Origin of the sequence: Brevundimonas sp. SORGH_AS_0993 (assembly GCF_030818545.1) — a bacterium.
Classification (GTDB): domain Bacteria; phylum Pseudomonadota; class Alphaproteobacteria; order Caulobacterales; family Caulobacteraceae; genus Brevundimonas.
The window spans coordinates 45,488-63,333 of record NZ_JAUTAH010000001.1; the positions used below are offsets into that span (position 1 = coordinate 45,488).

Below are 17,846 nucleotides of genomic sequence, written 5' to 3' on the forward strand. Positions count from 1 at the left end.
AGGGATGAAGTTTCGTTATGACCTTTCAAACCGTCAGTGCTTGGATTTCGGCTCAATCAGTCTCGACGCGGGATATGATTGTGGTTGGCGTTGCCTTTGCCGTGATGTGCGCAGTCGGGCTCACGCTCGGCGTTCGTTTCCGGGCCTTGCTTCTCTCTTGGAGGTTTGGGCCGACGCTGGGAGTTGGGATCGATGCGATGCTCAAGGACGCCGAAGGCGAAGATGCGTGGGTACAGGACGCCGAAGACGCCATTGATGCTGCGGTTCGCCAACACCACACGGCGCGGCCACGAGCGTTGCCCCCAGTTTAAGTTTCAGCGCTTGTCATTCGCCCGAATGAACGCCGCCACATCCTGCGCCACTCCGAGCGCTAGCGGCAGGGTCGGATCGGCGTAGGTCGCCAGGTTGGCGGCGCGGTCGGCGGGGGCGGTCTTCAGGACGTGGTTGACGCCGTCCCACAGTTTCAGCGTGGCCTTGGGATCGGCGGCGGCCAGGGCTTGCGCATCCGAGACCCTGATCTGGAGGTCAGTGGTCCCCTGTCCGATGAAGACCGGGCCGTCGTAGGCGGCGAGCAGGGCGGCGGGGTCCAGCGGCAGCCACGAGATCAGATAGGGCTGGACCGAGGGGCGCAGCAGGGGGGCAAGCGCGGGCGGCGTGTCGGCGACGGTGCGGCCGGCCTCCAGCTCGGTCAGGGCGTCGAACACCTGGGTCTTGGTCGGCTCGGGCAGGGTGGCGAGTTGTTCGCGCAGAACCGCGCCTGCGGGACGACCCGCGCCGGACAGCAGGATCAGGCCGCAGATCTTGTCGTCGCCGCCCGCGACCGCCTTCAGGGCGACCAGGGCGCCTTCGCTGTGGCCGATCAGCCAGGCGCAGCGCTTGCCGGCGCGGGCGGCGGCCTCGGCGGCCCAGGCGCGGGCGTCGGCGGCATAGGCGTCGAAGCGCAGATCGACCTCGGCCGGGCCCGCCGCAGCGCTGGCGGCGACGCCGCGCTTGTCGATGCGAAGGGTGGAGATCCCCTGTTCCGCCAGACCCTCGGCCAGTAGACGATAGGTCGAACCGGCGACGCCCATCGGGCTGTTCCCGTCCCGATCCGTGGGGCCGGAGCCGGGCAGGATGACCGCAACGGCCGAGGCGTCGGGCGGCGTCAGCAGGGTTCCGTGCAGCGGCGCCGGCTGGGACGGCAGGGCGATATCGGTGGCGGCGGGTCCGGTGAGCAGGGCGGCGGCGAGGGCGAGGCTCAGCATGATCTGGCTCCGTTCGGTAAGCGGGTCAAAGCGGTTGACGGTCGGGGTCGGCCCGCCACACACGCCAGCTTTCGAAGGTCGATAGAGCGGCGGCGATGAGCGCGGCGGCGATCAGGGAGAGGGTCGCGGCCGGCTGGGGCGCCCAAGGCGCCGTGAACAGCCCGATCAAGCCCAGAAGAAAGAGCAGGCGTCCCGCCAATCGATTGGATCGGTCCCAGGCCAGCCGGCTCTTGTGGCTCCAGGGTGTGCGCACGCCGACGAGCCGGTTGGGTGCGACGCGGCCGAGAACGGCGCCCGTTCCAAGAAGGATCAGCGACAAGCCGGCCATGGACAGTCTCGCCGTCCCTTCGGGAGGCGGATCGCCGAAAGTCTGCGCGGATAGGGTCAAGCCCAGGATGGCGACGGTGAAAGCGATCACGCCCTGTCCAATCCGCAGGGTGCGAGATCGGGACGGCTCGCCCGCGAGGGATGCCCCCATTGCGCCGAGGCCCAAGCCGCCGCCTGCGATCAGACCCATCACCGCCATGCCGCCGAGAAGCACCGCGAACTCCGGACCAGACGCCTATCCATCGACTTCAAAGGCGGCGTTCCAATGGACGGGCAGAACGCTTTCGGTCGGGCCGTTCAGGCCGATGTGCAGAGCGAATACCGCCTGTACGGCGAAGACGCCGACGGTCAGACAATCCAGCAGCGACAGGTGATCCTTCATTGGCGGCCCTTCATCGGCGAGGTTCTCCCTGGGCTTTGAAGCACGGGCTCGGTCGCCTCGCCGGTTCCGACGATGTCCATCAGAAAGGCCATGGCTTCCTCTACGGCGGAAATCTCCAGCCGATAGCGGATCGTCTGGCCGTCGCGTTCGGGACTGACCATATGGGCTTCCTTCAGCGCGTTCAGATGGCCGGTGATGGTGGGCCAGCTCATGTCGAAGGCGGCGGCGATGTCGCCCGAGGCCAGCGGCCCGGTGCGCAACATGGCGATGATCCGGCGGCGGACAGGGTGGGACAGGGCCTTGAACACGGTGTTCATAGGCATGCTCCTAATTAGGAAACTTCCTAAATACAAGCGCGGGATCGGGCGATAAAGGCGCGCAATCCTTGACCGTCATCCTCGGTCTTGCGCCGAGGATGACGACGAGGGAACTCCGCAGTCTGAATCAGATCGAGAAGCTGACGCCGCAGCCGCAGCTGGAGGCGGCGTTGGGGTTCCTGACTACGAACTGGGCGCCGGCCAGTTCGTCGACATAGGCGATCTCCGACCCTTTCAGGAACGGGACGGACACGGGATCGATCAGGGCGGTCTGGCCGTCGGTCTGGACGCGCAGATCGTCGTCCTCGGCCGTCTCGACCAGTTCGAACCGGTACTGGAAGCCCGAACAGCCGCCGCCGTCCACCGCGACGCGCAGCATCAGCGCCTTGCCCTCGGCCGCGCCCAGTTTGGCCAGGCGCCTGGCGGCGCTGGCGGCCAGGACGATGCCTTCCGGCGCGCGCGCGGCGACGCTGAAGGCGGGTGTGGACGGTTCTGTGGATTGGACGGTGCTCACGCCTGTCTATATGAGGCGCGCAAGGGCATTCGCAAAGGGCCGCCCGCATCAAAGCAGCCTCAAAGTTGACGACGTGAGCCAGACCGACAATTCTCAGCCGCTGGGGGCCGCCTACGCCGAACGCGCCGACCAGACCCGGGGTCGTCGTTTCTTCGAGCCGCCCAGCCGCACCCGCACCGCCTTCGCCCGCGACCGCGACCGCATCATCCACGCCACGGCGTTTCGGCGTCCTTAAGGAGAAGACGCAGGTCTTCGTGGCGCACGAGGGCGATCACTACCGCACCCGCCTGACCCATTCGCTGGAGGTGGCGCAGATCGCGCGGTCTCTGGCCCATGCGCTGAGGCTGGACGACGACTTGGCGGAGACCATCGCCCTGGCCCACGACCTGGGCCATCCGCCGTTCGCCCATGCCGGTGAGGACGAGCTGGTGGTGCAGATGGCCGACTACGGCGGCTTCGACCACAACGTCCAGAGCTTCCGCGTCGTGACCGAACTGGAGAACCGCTATCCGCAGTTCGAAGGGCTGAACCTGAGCTGGGAGACGGTCGAGGGCGTCATCAAGCACAACGGTCCGGTGTCGCACCGGCTGGATGAACCGGCTTGGTCGGTGGTGCGGCCCTATCGGGCGGGCGGGGAGGTGGACTGGGACCTGCGCCTGGGCACCTTCGCCTCTCTGGAGGCCCAGTGCGCTGCCATCGCCGACGACATCGCCTATAACAACCACGACGTGGACGACGGGGTGCAGGCGGGCTTGTTCACCCTGGCGGACCTGGCCGACGTGCCGCTGATCGGACCCATGCTGGCCCAGGTGCGGCGCGACTGGCCGGCCATCGACGACCGGATGCTGCGGATCGAGGCCGTGCGGCGAATGATCGGCGTCATGGTCGAGGACGTGCTGGCCGAGACGGCGCGACGGCTGGAAGACGACCGGATCGTCACGACCGAGGACGTGCGGACGGCCAGGCGGACGATGGTGGATTTCTCGGCCGGGATGCACGCCGACCTGGCGATCCTGAGGACGTTCCTGTTCGAGCGGATGTATCGCCATTACCGCGTCAACCGCACGCGCAGCCAGGCGCGGCGGGTACTGTCGCAACTGTTCGAACTGTTCATGGCCGAGCCGGAGGTGATGCCGCCGGAATGGGGGACGCCCGCCCTGACCGAGGACCGGACCCTTCGAGCGAGGGCGGTCTGCGACTATATCGCCGGCATGACCGACCGCTACGCCATCGAGGTGCATCAGAAGTTGTTCAGCCTCGACCTGGCGCTCGATCTGTGATTCGAAAGATGGGCGTGGGGGCGTAAACTAGGCGTTCGGCGCGCGATTCGCGGCGCCGACAGACGGCGGAGCGCGACCATGTCCTTTGAAGACGACGACAGACCGGGCCGGGGCGCCTATACGCCGCCGACGGACGACGACCTGCCGTTCCGCCGCAATTCCTATGATCCGCGCAGCGGCCGCAGCATCGGCTCGGGTCGGGGCGGGTCCGGCGCCGGAAAGCCGCCGCCCGTGACGCTGATCGTCAGTGCGGTGGTCCTGTTGCTGCTGATCGTGGCTGTGATCTTCTTCTATCGCTCGGGCATGCGCGCCTCGACCGACGCGCCGCCCGCCGTGGGCCAGCCTGTCGGCGAGATGAAGTCGGCCCCTCCGATCGACGCCCAGCCGATCGACCCGGCCGAAGGCGTGCGCGTCTATCGTGACGAGACCGAGACCCCGGACGGGCCCGTGACCTTCACTCCGCCGCCCGAGGCGCCGCAAGCCCGTCCGGCCGCGCCGGCGCCGGTCGCTCCGACGGGGCAGGGGGCGCCGCCCGCCCAGAGCGCGCCCGCCGCCACGCCCGCGCCGACGCCGGCCAGTCCGCGCCCGGCCCCGGCGGCTCCGACCGCCGCCCCTTCGACCAAGGCGACGACGCCAGCCGCGGCGACCGGATCGTCCGCCGTCCAGATCGGCGCCTTCTCCTCGACCGAGATCGCCGACCGCGAGTACGCCGCCGTCGCCAGCCGTTTCGGCCAGTATGCGTCCGGCGCGCAGAAGCGGGTGACGGAGGTGACGTCGGCCAGCGGATCGACACTCTACCGGACCACCTTTTCGGGCCTGTCGCGGGAACGGGCGGTCGCCTTCTGCAACGCGCTGAAGGCCGCCGGTCGGGACTGCATCGTTCGGTGACATCCGCCGCGATCTACGGCTGCGCCGGTCATCGGCTGACGGAGGACGAACGGGCCTTCTTCGCCGAGGCGCGGCCGTGGGGCTTCATCCTGTTCCGGCGCAATGTCGACACGTCGGAACAGGTGCGGGCCCTGACCGACGACCTACGCGCCGCCATCGGTGATCCCGAAGCGCCGATCCTGATCGATCAGGAGGGCGGTCGGGTCCAGCGGATGGGGCCGCCGCACTGGCCCAAATATCCACCGGGAGACGCCTATCTGAAGGCGACGAACGATCTGGCGCAGGCGCGTGAGTTGACGCGGCTGGGCGCGCGGCTGATGGCGCACGACCTGCGCGAGGTCGGCGTGACCGTCGATCTGTTGCCGGTGCTGGACGTGCCGGCGCCCGGCGCCCACGACATCATCGGCGACCGGGCCTATGGGCGCGATCCGCAGACCGTGGCCCTGCTGGGCCGGGCGGCGGCCGAAGGTCTGCTGGCGGGCGGGGTTCTGCCTTGCATCAAACATATGCCGGGACACGGACGGGCCTTCGCCGACAGCCACAAGACCCTGCCGACGGTCCATGCCGATTTCGAGACGCTGGACGGTTGGGACTTCGCGCCGTTCAAGGCCCTGTCGGACATGCCCATGGCGATGACGGCTCACATCGTCTTCACGGCCGTGGACAAGAAGCGGCCGGCGACCCAGTCGAAGGCGGCCGTGCGCCTGATGCGGGATCATCTGGGCTTTTCGGGCCTGATCTTGACCGACGACCTGTCGATGCAGGCGCTGAGCGGCGATCTGGGCCAGCGGGCGCATCGGTCGCTGAAAGCCGGGTGCGACGTGGTTCTGCACTGCAATGGCGATCTGGCGGAAATGAAGGCCGTGGCCGAGGCGACCTGCAAGCTGAAGGGCCGGGCCAGGGCGCGGGCGGAGGCGGCGCTGGCCCGGATCGTGCGCACGCCCGAGCCGCTCGATCCCGTCGCGGAGCATGACCGTTTCTTCCAGACCATGGGCGGTCGGATGGATGTCGCCAAGGGACCGGACGTGGGCGAGGCGCAGGCGTGATCGGCACGTCGTGGCCTCAAGTCGCGCGAAGCGCGGGAGGCTTGGACAATGTCTGAAGCGTTTCAGCCGAATCTGGATTTCAACGCCGAGGAGGTCGAGGACCGCGAGGCCTTCGTCGTCGATCTGGACGGCTATGAGGGGCCGCTGCACGTCCTGTTGGCCCTGGCGCGGAACCAGAAGGTCGATCTGCTGAAGCTGTCGATCACCCAGTTGGCGGAACAGTATCTGGCCTTCGTTCATGAGGCGCGGCGGCGCAACTTCGCCTTGGCGGCGGATTATCTGGTGATGGCCTCGTGGCTGGCCTATCTGAAATCGCGTCTGCTGTTGCCGCGCACCGACAAGGGCAAGGCCGAGGAGCCGCCGGCCGAGGAGATGGCCGCCGCCCTGGCGTTCCGGCTCCAAAAGCTGGAGGCCATGCGAAAGGCCGTCGAACAGCTGATGGCCCGGCCCCAGCTGAAGCGTGACGTCTTCACGCGCGGCGACCCGGAGGCGACCGTGATCACGCCCTCCGACCGGATCGAGGCCAGCCTGTACGAACTGATGAGCGCCTATGTGGTGCAGCGTCGGCGCGAGGAGGCCAGGCGGTATGCGCCCGGCCAGCGGGTCGAGGCCTTTCCGCTGGAGGCCGCCCGCGACTGGCTGCGCGAGATCATGCCGAAGCTGGCGGACTGGACGCCGCTGGAGAAGGTGGCTCCTCACCGCCAGGACGAGGACGGCCCCAGCCAGGCCAGCTTTACGGCCTCGACCCTGTCGGCCAGTCTGGAACTGGTGAAGGAGGGGGCGATGGATATTCGTCAGGCCCAGGCGTTCGCGGACCTGTATCTGAAACGGCGCGGGCCGGGCCAGCCGCTGGAGCTTACGCCGTGAGCGACCCACAGCCCGTCATCCTAGGGCTTGTCCCTAGGATCCATACGCCCGCTGCCTGGCATGGATGCATAGTTGGAAAGACAGGGAGCATGGATCCTCGCCACAACGGCGAGGATGACGAAGTGTCGGGCGACGATGACGGGCCTGGGTATGCGGAGGATGGGATGAGCGGGTGGTTGTATGTCTGACCTGTCTTTCCAGCCCGACGAGGCCGAGATCGAGCGGCGGGTCGAGGCCCTGCTGTTCGCCGCCGCCGGGCCGCTGACCGCCGCCGAGATCGCCGCGCGTCTGCCGGAAAACTGCAATGTCGCCCGCGCCATCGCCGGGCTGCGCGCCCGCTACGAGGGGCGGGGGGTGGAGCTGGAGTGCGTCGCCGACCGCTGGCGGTTCCGCACGGCGCCCGATCTGGCCTTCATGATGATCCAGGAGCGCGAGGAGCCGCGCCGCCTGTCCAAGGCCGCGCTGGAGACCCTGGCCATCATCGCCTACCACCAGCCCGTCACCCGCGCCGAGATCGAGAGCGTGCGCGGCGTCAGCATCTCCAAGGGCACGCTGGACCTGTTGCTGGAGATGGGGTTCGTGCGGTTGCGCGGGCGTCGGCGCACGCCGGGTCGGCCCGTCACCTATGCGACGACCGACCGTTTCCTGGAGCATTTCGGACTGGCGACCCTGTACGACCTTCCGGGCGTGCAGGAAATGAAGGCGGCGGGCTTGCTGGACCTGTCGCTGCCGGTCGGGTTCGAGGTTCCCGACCCCAGCCGCGCCTCCGAGGCCGACGACGAGGACGGAACCCTGCCACTGGACGACGAAACGCCCGAGTTCGCTCAGGATTTCGTGGCCGAGGACCGCTGAGGGCGGATTATTCACCCCGTCTTAGTCAGCAGGATTTAGGCAAGGGTGCTATGCGTAGCCTCATTTCAGGATCGGTTTGGCGGGCGGGGAGCACCTTCCGGATCGCTCTGATTCTCATGGTGGTGATCGCTACAGGGATGGGTTGCGTCTTGATCCTGGTCAGCCATGCGATCAACGCGCACCAGGCCGCCAAGGAGAAGACCTTGGTGCAGCTTCGTCTGAACAGCGCCTTGGAAGACATCGGCAAGGACATCAAGTCGGCCTCCGTCTGGGACGAGGCGGTGTCCCGGATGACGGCGGACGATATCGGGTGGTTCGATCGGTTCCTGGGCCGCTACTATCGCAGTCAGTACCATCACGTCGCCACCCTGGGCTACGACGGGGCCGGCCGCCTGATCCGCAGCAGCCACGGCGACGTTCAATCCCCGCCCGATCCGGCCGATCCCTTCGCCCTGGCCGCTCGCCCCCTAGCCGACGTCTTGCGTCGTGAAGCGGCCGTTCGAAACCGAAGCACGGCAGGGGAAGCGGCGGTGCGAATAAAGGCCGCCTTCGTGCGGGTCGACGGGCAGGTGTTCGTCCTGGGCCTGTCGACCATCGTGCGCGACCTGCCGAGCGGACCGTCACCGGCGGCGGACCCTTTGGTCGCCTCCTACCGGGCCGTGACGCAAGAATTGGACTTCTTGCGCACCCGCATGGCGATGAAGGATGTCGGGTTTCAGACGGGGCCGGCGAAGCCGCCCCAGGGCATGGCGGCTGTCGATGTGCGCGACGCATCGGGCGCGCTGCTCGGGCGGGTGGTTTGGACGCCGGAACGGCCCGGCTATATGATCCTGACCACGGCGGGTCCGGTGCTGGCGCTGTTGCTGCTGGTGCTGGTGGCGGGCACGGCTTCGCTTCTGGGGAATGCGACCGGCGACCTTCGCCGATTGCGCGCCTCGGAGGCCGCCCTGTCGGCGGCGCTGGAGCGGGCCGAGGCCGCCAACCAGGCCAAGAGCCGGTTTCTGTCCAACATCAGCCACGAGTTGCGAACGCCGCTGAACGGCGTTCTGGGCATGGCCGAGGTGATCGGCGCGGATGTTCTCACGCCGCAGCAGCGCGGTCGGCTGGAAATTCTGAAGGCGTCGGGCCAGCAGCAACTGCGGATGATCGAAGAGTTGCTGGACGTCGTGCGCCTGAGGGACGGGGCGGTGGCGCTGGAGACGCGGCCGTTCCGACCTGACAATCTGTTGCGGCGCATCGCCGCCGACTTCTCCGGAGCCGCCGAGGCCAAGGGGTTGAAGATCGGGGTCCAGGCGGCATCGGGCGAATGGCTAGGCGATCCGGTCCATATCGAGAAGCTGATGGCGGCGCTGACCGACAACGCCGTCCGCTTCACCCGTCAGGGACAGATCATGCTGCGGGCTGTCGCCCGCGATCATCTGGTGCTGGAGGTGCAAGACACCGGCCCGGGCATGGAGCCGGCCGAGGCGGCGCGCCTGTTCGACGCCTTCACCCAGGGCGACGAGAGCGCCACGCGCACCGCCGATGGACTGGGACTGGGGCTGACCGTGGCGCACGGGCTGGCGGCCCTGATGGGCGGCAGGATCGAAATCGTGACGCACCCCGGCGTCGGAAGCACGTTCCGCGTCGCCCTGCCGCTACAGCGCGCGTCCTGAACCGAGCCGCCTCAGGACGAGGGATGGGCGCTGCGGAACAGGGTCCATTCGTCCACGGTGCGACCGTCGGGCAGGATGCAGACGCCGTATTCCGCGCCGTCGGCGGCCTTGCGGATCTCGCTGCGTCCACCGCTATCGACGCAGTATTTGGAGGCCGGGTTCGGCATGCCGACGGACTTCGGCGGCGACTGGACCGGGGTGCAGGCGGCGATCATCACGGTGGGAGCCGCGATCAGGAGCAGACGTTTCATCGGTTCTCGACTGTAGTGACCAGGGGGCTCAATCTGCAACCTCCCCATGACAGTGTCTAGGTCGTCAGCAGGCGCGGCAGTTTGAAGGTCACGGTCTCGCGCGCGCCGGCGTCCTCGCTGACCGTCGCGTCGAAGCGGGCGGCGATGGCGTCGACCAGGGCCTCGATCAGGGGTTCGGGCGCGGAGGCGCCGGCGGTGACGCCCACGGCCTGGACCCCGTCGAACCAGTCCCAGTTCACCTGGGAAGCGTCGTCCACCAGATAGGCGGCGCGAGCGCCAGCGCGCATCGCCACCTCGACCAGACGGGCCGAGTTGGACGAGTTTCTGGACCCGACCACCAGCACCAGTTCGCAGCCTTCGCCCAGCACCTTCACAGCCTCCTGCCGGTTGGTGGTGGCGTAGCAGATGTCCTCCTTGTGCGGATCGGGCAGTTCGGGGAACCGGCGCTTGAGGATGCGCAGGATGCCGGCCGTGTCGTCTACCGACAGGGTCGTCTGGGTGGCGTAGGCCAGGGGGACGTCGCCGGGCCGCTGAAAGCCTTCCGCATCCGCCTCGGTCTCGACCAGGCTGATGGCGCCCTGGGGCAGTTGGCCCATGGTGCCGATCACCTCGGGATGGCCGGCGTGGCCGATCAGAATGATGTGACGTCCGGCCGCGTGGTGGCGTTCGGCCTCCACGTGGACCTTCGACACCAGGGGGCAGGTGGCGTCCAGGAACAGCAGCTCACGCGCGCGGGCGTTAGCCGGCACCGACTTGGGCACGCCGTGGGCCGAGAAGACGACGGGCCGGTCGTCCGGGCATTCGTCCAGTTCCTTGACGAAGACCGCGCCCATGGCCTTCAGCCGCTCGACCACATGGCGGTTGTGGACGATCTCGTGGCGGACATAGACGGGGGCGCCGAACTTCTCGATGGCCCGCTCCACGATCTGGATCGCCCGGTCCACACCGGCGCAGAAGCCGCGCGGCGTCGCCAGACGAACCGAGATCGGGCGAAGCAGAGCGGCGGGCGGCGGGACGTGGGCGTTCATGCGGGGAACCTAATCGTTTCCACCCTGCATCGCCATGTCGAGTGGGCGCGCATGAGACGGGATTCCCGCGGTCGCGGCAGCGGCGCATCGTCACGGCTCCCTTGCGGCGGAAGAAAAGCGAGCATCGGCAATAACTTAAGCTGCGATCACGACGCCTTGACCTCTTGGCCGCTCACGATTAGTTTCCGCGCCGAATTCAGACCCGTTCGAACGTCGAGCGGAGCCGAGCAGTTCAGGCATGTCCCCAATGACGGAATCGCGCGAAGAGGCGATCAAACGCCTCAACGAGAGCGCATCCTCCCTTGAGGCGCGCAATGCTCAGCAGGAGTCTGCTCACCTAGCCGCCCAAAAGGTGACGGGTGAGGCCTACAAGATCATCGCCGACCTGATCGGCGGGGTTCTGGTGGGCTTGGCGCTGGGCTTTCTCGCGGACCGATTCCTCGGAATCACCCCGTGGGGCATCATCGGCGGGGTCCTTCTGGGCTTCGCCCTGTCGATTTACATGGCGCGCCGCACGGCCAACCGGCTGATGGCGCAGGCGAAGGCGGCGGGGGTCGTGGCGAAGTCCGTTCCCTTCGACGACGCCGACGAAGACGAGGACCGATAAGGCCCATGGCCGATCCGATTCATCAGTTTACGGTCACGCCCCTGCACGGGCTCGATTTCGGCACGGTCAATCTGCCGATCGTCGGCGAGACCAGCCTGGCCTTCACCAATTCGCACCTGGCGATGACCATCGTCTTCGTGGTGGTCGTGGCCCTGCTGACCCTTGTTACCTCCAACGCCAAGATCGTCCCCGGTCGCGTGCAGGCCGCCGGCGAACAGATGTTCGACCTGATCGACGGCGTGACGGGCTCGATCATCGGTCACGAAGGCCGCAAATATTTCCCGTTCGTCCTGACCATCTTCCTGCTGGTCCTGGGCATGAACCTTTTGGGCCTGTTCCTGACCTTCACCGCCACCTCGCAACTGGCCGTCACCGGAACCTTCGCCCTGATCACCATTCTGCTGGTCATCGGCATCGGCTTCGCCAAGCATGGCTTGGGATTCTTCCTTCTGTTCTGGCCGACCAGCGCGCCCTTGGCGATTCGCCCGGTCGTGGGCCTGATCGAGTTCCTGTCCTTCCTGCTGCGTCCCGTCACCCTGGCGCTGCGTCTGTTCGGCAACATGCTGGGCGGCCACATCGCGCTGAAGATCTTCGCCGGCTTCGTGGTGTCGATGGGCGGTCTGGCCGCCGCCGGCGGGCTGGGCCTTCTGGGTCTGCCTGTCGCGGGCCTGTCGCTGGGCATGGTCGTGGGACTGACCGCGCTGGAGTTCCTGGTCGCCTTCCTCCAGGCCTTCGTTTTCGCCGTTCTGGCCAGCATCTATCTCAACGATGTGGTCAACCTGGGACATGGCCACTAAGGCCGGGTTCCAGTTCGAATAACCAACCAACCAAGACTGAATAGGACTTCATCATGGACGCCGCCTCCTTCAAGTATTTCGGCATCGGCCTGGCCACCCTGGGCATGCTCGGCTCGGCCATCGGCGTGGGCAACATCTTCGGCAACTTCCTGGCGGGCGCGCTTCGCAACCCGTCGGCCGCCGCCAGCCAAGTCGGCAACCTGTTCGTCGGCGCCGCCCTGGTCGAAGCCCTGGGCATCCTGGCCTTCGTTCTGGGCATCCTGGCCTGGCTGGGCTGATCGCCTGAACCTGCTATCGGCGGCGGCGCGGGCTGAAGGTCCGCGCCGCCGCGACTGTTTTCACGACGGATGAACATGGCCGCTCACTCTTCAGCCCCGCCGCCGGTCCTTTCGGTGGAAGACGCCGCTTCTGTCGCGGCCCAGACCGGACATGTGCCCGAGAACACGGCTCATGCCGCCGCCGAACACCAGACGGGCGGTCTGCCGCAATTCGAAGCCCAGCATTGGTTCGGACAGATCGTCTATCTGCTGATCCTGTTCTTCGTCCTGTATCTTCTGGTCGCCAAGATCTTCGCCCCGCGCATGCGCAAGGTGATGGACGAGCGCGCCGACACCATTTCCGCCGCCGTCGCCACCGCGCGTCAGGTCCAGGCCGAGGCCGCCGCCCAAGCCGCCGAGGCCCAGGCCGAGGTCGCCAAGGCCCGCGCCGACGCCCGCGCCACCGCCGCCGCGGCCAAGGCTCGCGTGACCGAAGAGGCCAACGCTCGCCAAGCTGCGGAAGAGGCCGTGGTCAACGCCCGCATCGCCGAGGCCGAAACCGCCATCGGCAAGACGCGCGACGCCGCCATGGCCAATGTTAGCGCCATCGCTTCGGACGCCGCCGCCGCCATGGTCGAACGCCTGACCGGCAAGGCTCCGACCGCCGCCGAGACCGCCGCTGCGGTCAAGGGAGCCGCCTGACATGCCCGCCTTTCTCGAATTCGAACATTTCTACAACCTGTCGAACCCCGAACTCTGGGTTGGCATCGGCCTGCTGATCTTCCTGGGCATCCTGGTCGTCGCCGGCGTGCCGAAGATGGCCGCCGCAGCCCTGGACGCCAAGGCCGCCAAGATTCAGGCCGATCTGGACGAGGCCGCCCGTCTGCGCGCCAAGGCCGAGGCGCTTCTGGCCCAGATACGTCAGGAGAAGGCCGAGGCCGAGGCTCAGGCCGCCGAGATGATGGCCCAGGCTGAAGCCGACGCCCGCCGCCTGGAGGTCGAAACCAAGGCCAAGCTGGAAGAGACCCTGGCCCGTCGCCAGAAGATGGCCGAGGCCCGCATCGCCCAGGCCGAGGCCCAGGCCTCCGCCGAGGTCAAGGCCGCCGCCGCCGATCTGGCCGCCAGGTCGGCCGAGCAGATCCTGACCGCCCGCGTGGCCGGCCAGACGAAGGATCCGCTGCTGGACGCCGCCATCGCCCAGATCGGCGACCGCTTGAACTGAGCGGAACCCCTCAGTCCCGGAATTCAGCCCGGAATGCAGAAAGGGCCCCGGCGACGCCGGGGCCCTTTTCATTGGCCGCTCCGCCGATCAGTGAGCGGGGGCGCCGTTGATATAGACCGCGCCGCGCTTTTCGCGCGCCACCAGCCGGGCATAGACATTGCCCATCACGATGCCGAAGACCGCGTGGGTGATCAGCAGCCAGGCGATGGTGCCGAAACCGGCCCCGGCCGTGAACGTCCGGTAGTTTCCGAACATCATGACGCCGACCATCATCAGCACCCAGGCGCCCACGGCGAAGACGATGCCCTTGGTTTCGGGCGTATCGGTCGGCAGGCGTGGACACAGAAGGCCGAACAGCGGTCCCAGGGCGAAGACCCCAATGACCACATGCATGGCCCAGCCGACGGCCAGATTGCCCGGCATGCCGATCATGCTGGCGATCACCCCCTGAAATGGGTCGAACCAGTTCAGGAACAGATTGGGTATTTCCAGCAGGGACGCGGCCAGGGTCGCGGCGGCGCCCGCGATCAGACCTTTTTGTAAGCGTGACATCATGACCTTAGCGCCTCCCAACGCTGTCTTGGTTCTCTGATAACGCGCGGACACGATACGCCTGTCTCGGGAGGGCGGCGTTCACGTTCCTGTGGTTAGCGGTTGCAGCAACGCAACCGCGAGATTATCCGGCAATCAGCGGAAAAGCTTGCGGAAATACCGGCGCAGCCCTTTTCGCGTCCGCGTCAGGCGTCGGCGCGGGCGTTTCAGCACCACCTTTTCGGCGCGCAGGGCTTGTTGCCAGAAGACCGGGGCGAACTCCGGCTTCTTCCGCATCAGGCGACGAAACGGATAAACCCAGCGCGGACGGGCGTACTGGGCGCGGATGAACTGACGCTTGGCCCAGTAGGAGCCCTTGAGGATCAGCATCAGGCCGACCGCGATCACCGGCACGCCGCCGGGGCCGGGAAGGGGCGCGATCAGAACGCCCAGCAAGACCACCAAAACCCCGCAGAGGGTGAACGCCCAGCGTTTCAGGCCGCGCAAGGGCCGACGCGCGCGTGAGGATCTGGGGATGAAGACGGGCAGGGTGGTCAAGGCGTCGCCTGGCAGCACGAAAGGGAGTCGGTGTGACAACGTTTTCACAGGCCGTGCGATCCCTCGTCGGGAAAGGAAAAGGCGACCGTGGCCACGTTGTCACACCTCCTTAACACCTTGTTTCGGTGTCGGATCGGTGTCCGACCAATGAAGCTTTGGTCATGTTCGGCGCCTTAGCCGAAGGCCACGCCCGTTATCTGTTCCGACAGGGCCCACAGGTCCGCCAGCCCCTTTCGCTGAAAAGGGGCTGGCTGCGACCTCAGGCCGCCTGGTTCGAGCCTTCCGGCGCGGACCAGCGCAGCACCGGCGAGCGGGCGGCGCGGGTTTCGTCCAGGCGACGCATCGGGGCGTGAAAGGGCGCGCCCTTGAAGCGGTCCACGTCGCCCGCCTTCGCGGCCTGGGCCAGCAGGCGCATGGCCTCGATGAAGCGATCCAGCTCGGCCTTGGACTCGGTTTCCGTCGGCTCGATCAACATCGCCCCATGGACGACCAGCGGGAAATACATGGTCATCGGGTGGAAGCCCTCGTCGATCATCGCCTTGGCGAAGTCGAGCGTGGTGATGTCCGTGCCCTTCAGCCATTCGTCGTCGAACAGGGCCTCGTGCATGCAGGGCCCGTCGGGGAAGGCGGCCGACATCAGGTCCGACAGGCGGGCCTTGATGTAGTTGGCGTTCAGCACCGCGTCCTCGGCGACCTGACGCAGGCCGTCCGAGCCGTGCGACATCATGTAGGACAGGGCGCGGGTGTACATGCCCATCTGGCCCTGGAAGGCGCACAGACGGCCAAAGGCTTGCTGGGCCTCGTCCTCCTCGCGCTCGATCAGGCGATAGCCGCCGTCGTCATGTACGACCCACGGAGCCGGGGCGAAGGGGGCCAGGGCCTCGGACAGCACGACCGGACCCGCGCCCGGACCGCCGCCGCCGTGGGGCGTGGAGAAGGTCTTGTGCAGGTTGATGTGCATGGCGTCGACGCCCAGGTCGCCGGGACGCACCCGGCCGACGATGGCGTTGAAGTTGGCGCCGTCGCAGTAGAAGTAGGCGCCGGCCTCGTGCGTCAGGCGGCTGATCTCCAGGATGTCGCGCTCGAACAGGCCGCAGGTGTTGGGGTTCGTGACCATGATGGCGGCCACGTCGTCGCCCAGCTTGGCGGCCAGATCGGCGACGTCCACGCGGCCGTCCTCGGTCTGGGCCACTTCCACCACCGAATAGCCGACGAAGGCGGCGGTGGCCGGGTTGGTGCCGTGGGCGCTGGTCGGGACCAGAACCTTGCGGCGCTTCTCATGCTGGCCCGAGGCTTCGTGCGCGGCGCGGATGGCCATCAGGCCGCACAGTTCGCCGTGCGCGCCGGCCTTGGGCGACAGGGCGACGGCGGGCATGCCGGTCAGGGTCTTCAGCCAGTGGGCCAGGGTGTCCATGAGTTCCAGCGCGCCCTGAACCGTCGAGATCGGCTGCAGAGGGTGGATGTCCGAGAAGCCGGGCAGACGCGCCATCTTCTCGTTCAGACGCGGGTTGTGCTTCATCGTGCACGACCCCAGCGGATAGATGGCCAGGTCGATGGCGTGGTTTTTTTGGCTCAGACGCACATAATGGCGCATGGCCTCGGGCTCGGACAGGCCGGGCAGGCCGATCGGGTCCTTGCGGACCAGATCGCCCAGGTCGGAGCCGTTGGTCTTGGGTTCCGGCAGATCGACGCCGGTCTTGCCCCAGCCGTCGCCCTCGAAGATCAGGGCCTCGTCCTGCAACAGGCCGCGTCCGCCGGTCAGGGTGGCGGGCTTTGCGGTCACGGCGTTCGGAGCGGTCGGGCGGCCGACGGTGTTCATGGTGCTCATGGTCGTTATCCCTTACGCGCCGAGGACTTTGGAGAGCGACTTGGCGAGGATCTGGATGTCGGCATCCAGCGTCGTCTCGGTCGCGGCGACCAGCAGGACATCATCCATGCCGGCGTCGGGGGCCAGGCGGCTGTAGGGCACGCCGGCCAGGACGTGGTGGCCAGCCAGCGTGTCCACGACCTCGGCCGCGTTCTTCGGCAGACGCACCGCGAACTCGTTGAAGAAGCGCGGGGTCAGGATTTCGACGCCCGGAATGGCGGCCAGGGCGTCGCGCGTGGCGACGGCCTTTTCATGGTTCAGCAGAGCCAGCTTCCGCAGTCCCGTCTCGCCCAGCAGGCTCATGTGGATGGTGAAGGCCAGGGTGCAGAGACCCGAATTGGTGCAGATGTTCGACGTGGCCTTGTCCCGGCGGATATGCTGCTCGCGCGTGGACAGGGTCAGGACGAAGCCGCGACGACCATCGGCGTCCACCGTCTCGCCGCAATAACGACCGGGCGTCTGGCGCAGCAGCTTCTCGCGCGTGGCGAACAGGCCGACATAGGGGCCGCCGAAGTTCAGGGCGTTGCCGATCGACTGGCCCTCGGCCGCGACGATGTCGGCGCCCATCTCGCCGGGGGACTTCAGCAGGCCCATGGAGACGGCCTCCGTCACCACGACGATCAGCAGGGCGCCCGCGGCGTGGGCGGCCTCGGCGATCTTCGTCACATCGGTGGCCGTGCCGAAGACGTTGGGCGTCTGCACGACGACGCAGGCGGTGTCGGGGCCGATCTGGTCGATGACGGCGGCCTCGGCGTCGAAGGCCGGGGCCAGCACCTGCGTCTCCACGCCGACGGCGTGAACCACGGTCTCGGTCGCCTTGACGTAATGGGGGTGGACCCCGCCACTGATCACCGCCTTGTTGCGGCGGGTGACGCGCGTGGCCATCAGGACGCCCTCGGCCATGGCGGTCGAGCCGTCATAGAGGCTGGCGTTGGCGACGGGCATGCCGGTCAGGTTCGCGACCTGGGTCTGGAACTCGTACAGGTACTGCAGGGTGCCCTGCGCGATTTCCGGCTGATAGGGGGTGTAGCTGGTCAGGAATTCCGAGCGCTGGATCACGTGATCCACCGTCGCGGGGACGTGGTGCTTGTAGGCCCCCGCGCCGCAGAAGAAGGGCACGGCGCCGGCGGTCGCGTTCTTGGCGGCCATGGCGGACAGGGCGCGCTCGACCTCCAACTCGCCCGCGACGCGCGGCAGATCGACAGTTCCGGCCAGACGCGCGCTCTCGGGCACGTCCACGAACAGATCGTCGATGGATTTCGCGCCGATGGCGGCGAGCATCGCCGTGCGGTCGTCGGGCGTCAGGGGGAGGTAGCGCATATTCTGTTCCGCTCATCCCGGCGAAAGCCGGGACCC

22 protein-coding genes and 1 pseudogene are annotated in these 17,846 nt (G+C 67.6%); 12 read left to right on the forward strand and 11 right to left on the reverse strand.

The genetic code is table 11. The annotated features are described in order from the left end of the window. Positions 1–17: 17 nt before the first annotated feature. Positions 18–311: a hypothetical protein gene (locus QE389_RS00235; RefSeq protein ID WP_307363523.1), complete on the forward strand. Its 294-nt coding sequence runs from the start codon at positions 18–20 to the stop codon at positions 309–311. Between the two features lie 3 nt (positions 312–314). Here QE389_RS00235 and QE389_RS00240 read toward each other — a convergent pair whose 3' ends face one another. The 5 genes from QE389_RS00240 to erpA all read right to left on the reverse strand — a co-directional run bounded on the left by QE389_RS00240 (position 315) and on the right by erpA (position 2,715). Next, positions 315–1,244 carry an alpha/beta hydrolase gene (locus tag QE389_RS00240; protein WP_307363525.1) on the reverse strand — a complete coding sequence of 310 codons (930 nt, stop codon included), beginning with the start codon at positions 1,242–1,244 and terminating at the stop codon, positions 315–317. 25 nt (positions 1,245–1,269) lie between these two features. After that, on the reverse strand, positions 1,270–1,785 hold the full coding sequence (locus tag QE389_RS00245; RefSeq protein WP_307363527.1) for an SdpI family protein: 516 nt from the start codon (positions 1,783–1,785) through the stop codon (positions 1,270–1,272). Positions 1,786–1,806: 21 nt separating this feature from the next. Further along, on the reverse strand, positions 1,807–1,953 hold the full coding sequence (locus tag QE389_RS00250) for a hypothetical protein (protein WP_307363529.1): 147 nt from the start codon (positions 1,951–1,953) through the stop codon (positions 1,807–1,809). Continuing rightward, positions 1,950–2,270, reverse strand: a complete 321-nt coding sequence (locus tag QE389_RS00255; protein WP_307363532.1) for a metalloregulator ArsR/SmtB family transcription factor — start codon at positions 2,268–2,270, stop codon at positions 1,950–1,952. Before QE389_RS00255 ends, QE389_RS00250 begins: the two co-directional genes overlap by 4 nt. Positions 2,271–2,397: 127 nt before the next feature. Continuing rightward, entirely contained in the window at positions 2,398–2,715 is a 318-nt protein-coding gene (gene erpA / locus QE389_RS00260; RefSeq protein WP_307368839.1) for an iron-sulfur cluster insertion protein ErpA, read from the reverse strand. 169 nt (positions 2,716–2,884) lie between these two features. Here erpA and QE389_RS00265 point away from each other — a divergent pair. From QE389_RS00265 to QE389_RS00290, 6 genes and pseudogenes are all read left to right on the forward strand, one after another. Continuing rightward, a pseudogene (locus tag QE389_RS00265) lies at positions 2,885–4,064 on the forward strand (deoxyguanosinetriphosphate triphosphohydrolase). A 78-nt stretch (positions 4,065–4,142) separates the two neighbouring features. Beyond that, the gene (locus QE389_RS00270; protein WP_307363535.1) at positions 4,143–4,952 is read left to right on the forward strand and encodes an SPOR domain-containing protein; all 810 of its coding nucleotides are present in this window, start codon (positions 4,143–4,145) and stop codon (positions 4,950–4,952) included. Next, on the forward strand, positions 4,949–5,998 hold the full coding sequence (gene nagZ, locus QE389_RS00275) for a beta-N-acetylhexosaminidase (RefSeq protein ID WP_307363537.1): 1,050 nt from the start codon (positions 4,949–4,951) through the stop codon (positions 5,996–5,998). The genes QE389_RS00270 and nagZ overlap by 4 nt, the downstream gene beginning before the upstream one ends. A 48-nt stretch (positions 5,999–6,046) precedes the next feature. After that, a complete protein-coding gene (locus QE389_RS00280) occupies positions 6,047–6,865 on the forward strand; it encodes a ScpA family protein (RefSeq protein ID WP_307363539.1) in 819 nt (272 codons plus the stop codon). A gap of 180 nt (positions 6,866–7,045) precedes the next feature. After that, the gene (gene scpB, locus QE389_RS00285; protein WP_307363541.1) at positions 7,046–7,717 is read left to right on the forward strand and encodes an SMC-Scp complex subunit ScpB; all 672 of its coding nucleotides are present in this window, start codon (positions 7,046–7,048) and stop codon (positions 7,715–7,717) included. Between the two features lie 116 nt (positions 7,718–7,833). Next, positions 7,834–9,372: an ATP-binding protein gene (locus QE389_RS00290; protein WP_307363543.1), complete on the forward strand. Its 1,539-nt coding sequence runs from the start codon at positions 7,834–7,836 to the stop codon at positions 9,370–9,372. Positions 9,373–9,383: 11 nt separating this feature from the next. Here QE389_RS00290 and QE389_RS00295 read toward each other — a convergent pair whose 3' ends face one another. Both QE389_RS00295 and ispH read right to left on the reverse strand, forming a co-directional pair. After that, entirely contained in the window at positions 9,384–9,623 is a 240-nt protein-coding gene (locus QE389_RS00295) for a DUF333 domain-containing protein (protein WP_307363544.1), read from the reverse strand. Between the two features lie 56 nt (positions 9,624–9,679). Beyond that, positions 9,680–10,651: a 4-hydroxy-3-methylbut-2-enyl diphosphate reductase gene (gene ispH / locus QE389_RS00300; protein WP_307363546.1), complete on the reverse strand. Its 972-nt coding sequence runs from the start codon at positions 10,649–10,651 to the stop codon at positions 9,680–9,682. A 247-nt stretch (positions 10,652–10,898) separates the two neighbouring features. Between ispH and QE389_RS00305 the strand changes: the two genes are divergently transcribed. The 5 genes from QE389_RS00305 (at position 10,899) to QE389_RS00325 (ending at position 13,534) form a co-directional block, all read left to right on the forward strand. Then, positions 10,899–11,258, forward strand: coding sequence for an AtpZ/AtpI family protein (locus tag QE389_RS00305; RefSeq protein WP_087119800.1), 360 nt, complete (start codon positions 10,899–10,901; stop codon positions 11,256–11,258). 5 nt (positions 11,259–11,263) lie between these two features. Beyond that, the gene (locus QE389_RS00310; RefSeq protein ID WP_307363549.1) at positions 11,264–12,055 is read left to right on the forward strand and encodes a F0F1 ATP synthase subunit A; all 792 of its coding nucleotides are present in this window, start codon (positions 11,264–11,266) and stop codon (positions 12,053–12,055) included. Positions 12,056–12,108: 53 nt separating this feature from the next. After that, complete coding sequence (locus QE389_RS00315; RefSeq protein WP_087119802.1) at positions 12,109–12,333, forward strand: F0F1 ATP synthase subunit C; 225 nt, start codon at positions 12,109–12,111, stop codon at positions 12,331–12,333. Positions 12,334–12,408: 75 nt separating this feature from the next. After that, positions 12,409–13,014, forward strand: a complete 606-nt coding sequence (locus tag QE389_RS00320) for a hypothetical protein (protein WP_307363551.1) — start codon at positions 12,409–12,411, stop codon at positions 13,012–13,014. Position 13,015: 1 nt separating this feature from the next. Next, the gene (locus QE389_RS00325; protein ID WP_307363553.1) at positions 13,016–13,534 is read left to right on the forward strand and encodes a F0F1 ATP synthase subunit B; all 519 of its coding nucleotides are present in this window, start codon (positions 13,016–13,018) and stop codon (positions 13,532–13,534) included. An 87-nt stretch (positions 13,535–13,621) separates the two neighbouring features. Here QE389_RS00325 and QE389_RS00330 read toward each other — a convergent pair whose 3' ends face one another. The 4 genes from QE389_RS00330 to gcvPA all read right to left on the reverse strand — a co-directional run bounded on the left by QE389_RS00330 (position 13,622) and on the right by gcvPA (position 17,810). Then, positions 13,622–14,089, reverse strand: a complete 468-nt coding sequence (locus QE389_RS00330) for a DUF6789 family protein (RefSeq protein ID WP_307363555.1) — start codon at positions 14,087–14,089, stop codon at positions 13,622–13,624. 132 nt (positions 14,090–14,221) lie between these two features. Then, positions 14,222–14,623, reverse strand: coding sequence for a hypothetical protein (locus QE389_RS00335; RefSeq protein WP_307363557.1), 402 nt, complete (start codon positions 14,621–14,623; stop codon positions 14,222–14,224). Between the two features lie 259 nt (positions 14,624–14,882). Then, on the reverse strand, positions 14,883–16,451 hold the full coding sequence (gene gcvPB / locus QE389_RS00340) for an aminomethyl-transferring glycine dehydrogenase subunit GcvPB (RefSeq protein ID WP_373458279.1): 1,569 nt from the start codon (positions 16,449–16,451) through the stop codon (positions 14,883–14,885). 12 nt (positions 16,452–16,463) lie between these two features. Then, a complete protein-coding gene (gene gcvPA, locus QE389_RS00345; RefSeq protein WP_307363559.1) occupies positions 16,464–17,810 on the reverse strand; it encodes an aminomethyl-transferring glycine dehydrogenase subunit GcvPA in 1,347 nt (448 codons plus the stop codon). Positions 17,811–17,846 lie beyond the last annotated feature (36 nt).